We start from the raw sequence: 4,436 nt of genomic DNA on the forward strand, positions 1-4,436 counted from the left end.
GTGCTGGCCGAGCGGCGGTTCGGCGTCGAGCTGTACGCGGCGGCCCGGGTCGCCCTGGACGCCGGCCCGGACGAGCGGGAGGCGGCGGAGAACGACCTCACCCGGCAGCTGCGGGGCGTCCAGTTGGACCCGGCTGATCCGGACAGCGCGGCGGTCATCGCCGCCAGTCGTCGACTCGCGTTGTCCCGGCAGGTACACACGGACCTGGTCCGGGACGCCCGCTCGGCGCGCAGCCGGCCGTTGGTGCGGGTGTTGCGGATGGGGCGGGGTCGACAGTGGCCGCGCTACTTCGACATCGACGACCCGACCCTGGTCGTCCCGGCGGACGTTCCGGCCGCCTGAGCGAGGTCACCGACGAACCGGTGACCACTGCCACAACGCAGGCCACCGGGGGTCTGATTGGCTGTCGGTGCGGCGTTGTTCCGGGCGTAGCATTTCCGCTGCCACCCCCCGGAGCGCGTCCAAGGAGCGATGACCCGTGCCCGAAAACACCGCCTCGAACACCGGTACCGCCCCCGTCGTCGGCACCGCCCGCGTGAAGCGTGGCATGGCCGAGATGCTCAAGGGCGGCGTGATCATGGACGTGGTCAACGCCGAGCAGGCCAAGATCGCCGAGGATGCCGGCGCGGTCGCGGTGATGGCGCTGGAGCGGGTGCCGGCCGACATCCGCGCGCAGGGCGGGGTGTCCCGGATGAGCGACCCCGACATGATCGACGGGATCATCCAGGCGGTCTCCATTCCGGTGATGGCCAAGGCCCGCATCGGCCACTTCGTGGAGGCCCGGATCCTCCAGTCGCTCGGCGTCGACTACGTCGACGAGTCGGAGGTGCTGACCCCGGCCGACTACGCGAACCACATCGACAAGTGGGCGTTCACCGTGCCGTTCGTCTGTGGCGCGACCAACCTGGGCGAGGCGCTGCGCCGGATCACCGAGGGCGCCGCGATGATCCGTTCCAAGGGTGAGGCCGGCACCGGTGACGTCTCCAACGCCACCACCCACATGCGCCGGATCCGGCAGGAGATCGGTCGGCTGTCCTCGCTGCCGGCCGACGAGCTGTACGTCGCGGCCAAGGAGTTGCAGGCTCCGTACGAGCTGGTCAAGGAGGTCGCGGAGAGCGGCAAGCTGCCGGTGGTGCTGTTCACCGCCGGCGGGATCGCCACCCCGGCCGACGCCGCGATGATGATGCAGCTCGGCGCGGAGGGTGTCTTCGTCGGTTCCGGCATCTTCAAGGCGGGCAACCCCGCGCAGCGGCCGCCGCGATCGTCAAGGCCACCACCTTCCACGACGACCCGGACGTGCTGGCCAAGGTCTCCCGTGGTCTCGGCGAGGCGATGGTCGGCATCAACGTCGACGAGATCCCGCAGCCGCACCGCCTGGCCGAGCGCGGCTGGTGAGCGGGGCGACGCGGGGGAGAGGAGCGGTGCGACGGTGACCGCGCCCGTGATCGGCGTGCTCGCGCTCCAGGGGGATGTCCGCGAGCACCTGGCCGCGCTGACCGCGGCGGGGGCGGACGCCCGCCCGGTGCGGCGTCCGGCCGAGCTGGACGACGTCGACGGCCTCGTCATCCCCGGCGGTGAGTCCACCACCATCAGCAAACTCGCCGACATCTTCGAGCTGCGTGATCCGATCGACAAGCGGATCGCCGACGGCATGCCGGTGTACGGGTCCTGCGCCGGCATGATCATGCTGGCGACCGAGGTGCTCGACGGCCGGCCCGACCAGCGGGGCTTCTCCGGCATCGAGATGACCGTCCGGCGCAACGCGTTCGGCCGGCAGGTCGACTCGTTCGAGGCGCCGGTGACCATCGCCGGGGTGCCGGGCGGGTCGTTCCACGCCGTGTTCATCCGCGCGCCGTGGGTCGAGCGGGTCGGTGCCGGCGTCGAGGTGATCGGCACGGTGACCGGTGGGCCCGCCGCCGACCGGATCGTGGCGGTCCGGCAGGGCAACCTGGTGGCCACCTCGTTCCATCCGGAGTTGACAGGTGACCTGCGGGTGCACGCGTACTTCGTGGACCTGGTCCGCGCCACCCCCGGACGGCGCCACCTACGCGCGTAACCGCCGGAGCGGTTTGTCCTAGCTGTCCTGATGTGCGTGGGCGGGGTGGAGTCACCGCGCGCGGTGGCATGACAGCGGCCCGGGGGCCGCCGGTAGGATTGCGGAGATTCGGCAGGGCCATCTGCCCGCCACGGCTTCCACCAGGGCTGACCGGCACCTCCGCGTGCGCCGGCGGAAGCGGGGCGTGAGCGGTGCGGTCGATGCAGACGGCGGGTAGCAACGGAGGTAGAAGATGTCCGGCCACTCAAAGTGGGCGACGACCAAGCACAAGAAGGCCGTCATCGACGCCAAGCGCGGCAAGATGTTCGCCAAGCTGATCAAGAACGTCGAGGTGGCCGCCCGGACCGGCGGCGGCGACCCCTCCGGCAACCCGACGCTCTTCGACGCCATCCAGAAGGCGAAGAAGAGTTCGGTGCCGAACGACAACATCGACCGCGCCGTCAAGCGCGGCTCCGGCCTGGAGGCCGGCGGCGCCGACTGGCAGACGATCATGTACGAGGGGTACGGCCCGAACGGCGTGGCGATGCTCATCGAGTGCCTCACCGACAACCGCAACCGGGCGGCGACGGAGGTGCGTACCGCGCTGACCCGCAACGGCGGCTCGCTCGCCGACGCCGGCTCGGTGTCGTACATGTTCTCCCGCAAGGGCGTGGTGATCGTCCCCAAGGAGGGCACCAGCGAGGACGACGTGATGATGGCCGTCCTGGACGCCGGCGCCGAAGAGGTGAACGACATCGGTGAGGCGTACGAGGTGGTCTCCGAGCCGACCGACCTGATCCCGGTGCGCACGGCATTGCAGGACGCCGGCATCGAGTACGAGTCGGCCGAGTCCTCGCTGATCCCCAGCGTCAACGTGCCGCTTGACGAAGAGGGCGCGCGCAAGATCTTCAAGCTGATCGACGTCCTGGAGGACTGCGACGACGTCCAGAACGTCTACGCCAACTTCGACGTCAGCGACGACGTGATGGCGGCGGTCGACGCCTGAGCGTGACGACGTGGCGGCGGTTCGCGCCGGGCGACGTGGTCGTCCGGCGCGAGGTGCTGCGCGGCGAGGTGTGGTTCGGCTGTTCGACGATCTGCGTCGAGGACTCGCCCGACCTACTCGTCCTCTACCTGCCGCCGGGGGCCGAGTTCGGCTTCCCGCAGACGGGGGTGTTCCCCTGTGGTCGGCACCCGTGGGAGACCGCCGGGCACCGCTCCTGGTCCGGGCACGGCAAGCTGATGCTGCACCGTCCCGGCGAGGCGCACTCGATCGACGTGTTCTGGGCCGGGCCGGGGCGCGACTTCGCCGGCTGGTACTTCAACCTCCAGGACCCGGTGCGGCGTACCCCGATCGGGGTGGACACCCTGGACCACGAGCTGGACCTGTGGTGGGGCGCGGACGCCGACCGGTACGTCTGGAAGGACGTGGAGATGTTCGCCCAGCGCCTGGTCGAGGGGCGCTACCCGGGCATGGCGGACGCCATCCAGGCCGAGGGGGACCGGATCGCCGCGCTGCTCGACCGGGGTGAGCGGTGGTGGGACCCGGCGTGGGCGCGGTGGCAGCCGGACCCGGCCTGGACGACACCGCGGCTGCCCGCCGACTGGAACCAGGTGCCGCCGGCCCGCTGACCCGCGCCGTCGTCAGCCTTCCGGCAGCGAGTCCACCAGGAACACCTGGTCCGCCCCGTTGGTGCACGGCTCGACCAGCGCCTCGGCCGACACCTCGGTGTCATCGTCGCGAAGACCGACGCAGAGGTCCGTGCCGCTCGGCCTGATCCGGTACGCGGTCGGCGTCGAACCGGTCGGCTCGAAGCGGAACAGTTGCAGCGCGCTGGGCGGGTCGCAGTCGTTCCAGGGTTCGAGCAGGTCGCGGCCGGGATTTTCGGTGCGGATGGTGAGGCAGCCCGGCCCGTGCACCGGGTGCTGCCACTTGATCAAGTACAGCCCGTCGGTCACCGGTTTCAGGTAGGTGTCGGGTGGGGTGGCGTCCGCGCACGGGCGCTGCGTCGCGATCTCCTTCGGGTACTGGCCGGTGCGGTCCCGTCCCTCGGTGAGACAGAGCCGGGGGGTTCGAGCGGGGCGGATCTGGCTGCGGCCCGCCCGCGGCGCACCCGACGCGCTGCCGCCCGGCGAGCCCGACGGGTTGACGGTGCCGCCGGGCGTGGCCGACGTGCCGCCGGCTGTCGCGTTCGGGTCGGTGAGCTGGGCGGCGGTCCTTCTGTCGTCGTCGGGCCGCTGCATCCAGAAGCCCACCCCGAGCGCGGCCAGCAGGACGCCGACGACCAGCAGCGCCAGCGGCGCGGGTCGCGCGAACCAGCGTGGCCGGCCGGCATCCGAGCGCCCCGGCGCAACCTTCGGCACGGCGCCGTCGGCCGGCGGCTGGTCCGGCGTGGCTCCC

5 protein-coding genes and 1 pseudogene are annotated in these 4,436 nt (G+C 71.6%); 5 read left to right on the top strand and 1 reads right to left on the bottom strand.

What is annotated here, in order from left to right; all coding sequences use genetic code 11:
- The 5 genes and pseudogenes from JM949_RS33985 to JM949_RS34005 all read left to right on the top strand — a co-directional run.
- Positions 1–342, top strand: a 342-nt coding sequence (locus JM949_RS33985; RefSeq protein ID WP_203152118.1) for a hypothetical protein, incomplete at its 5' end; no start/stop codon positions are given.
- A gap of 205 nt (positions 343–547) precedes the next feature.
- Positions 548–1,395, top strand: a pseudogene (gene pdxS / locus JM949_RS33990) (pyridoxal 5'-phosphate synthase lyase subunit PdxS).
- Positions 1,396–1,429: 34 nt separating this feature from the next.
- Positions 1,430–2,056, top strand: a complete 627-nt coding sequence (gene pdxT, locus JM949_RS33995; protein WP_203152119.1) for a pyridoxal 5'-phosphate synthase glutaminase subunit PdxT — start codon at positions 1,430–1,432, stop codon at positions 2,054–2,056.
- A 232-nt stretch (positions 2,057–2,288) separates the two neighbouring features.
- Entirely contained in the window at positions 2,289–3,041 is a 753-nt protein-coding gene (locus tag JM949_RS34000) for a YebC/PmpR family DNA-binding transcriptional regulator (protein ID WP_203152120.1), read from the top strand.
- A 2-nt stretch (positions 3,042–3,043) separates the two neighbouring features.
- Entirely contained in the window at positions 3,044–3,667 is a 624-nt protein-coding gene (locus tag JM949_RS34005; protein WP_309232444.1) for a DUF402 domain-containing protein, read from the top strand.
- A gap of 12 nt (positions 3,668–3,679) precedes the next feature.
- Here JM949_RS34005 and JM949_RS34010 read toward each other — a convergent pair.
- Positions 3,680–4,436 (bottom strand): RICIN domain-containing protein (locus JM949_RS34010; protein WP_407664874.1); only part of this gene is annotated, 757 nt, incomplete at its 5' end.

Origin of the sequence: Micromonospora tarensis, assembly GCF_016803395.1 — a bacterium.
Classification (GTDB): domain Bacteria; phylum Actinomycetota; class Actinomycetes; order Mycobacteriales; family Micromonosporaceae; genus Micromonospora; species Micromonospora tarensis.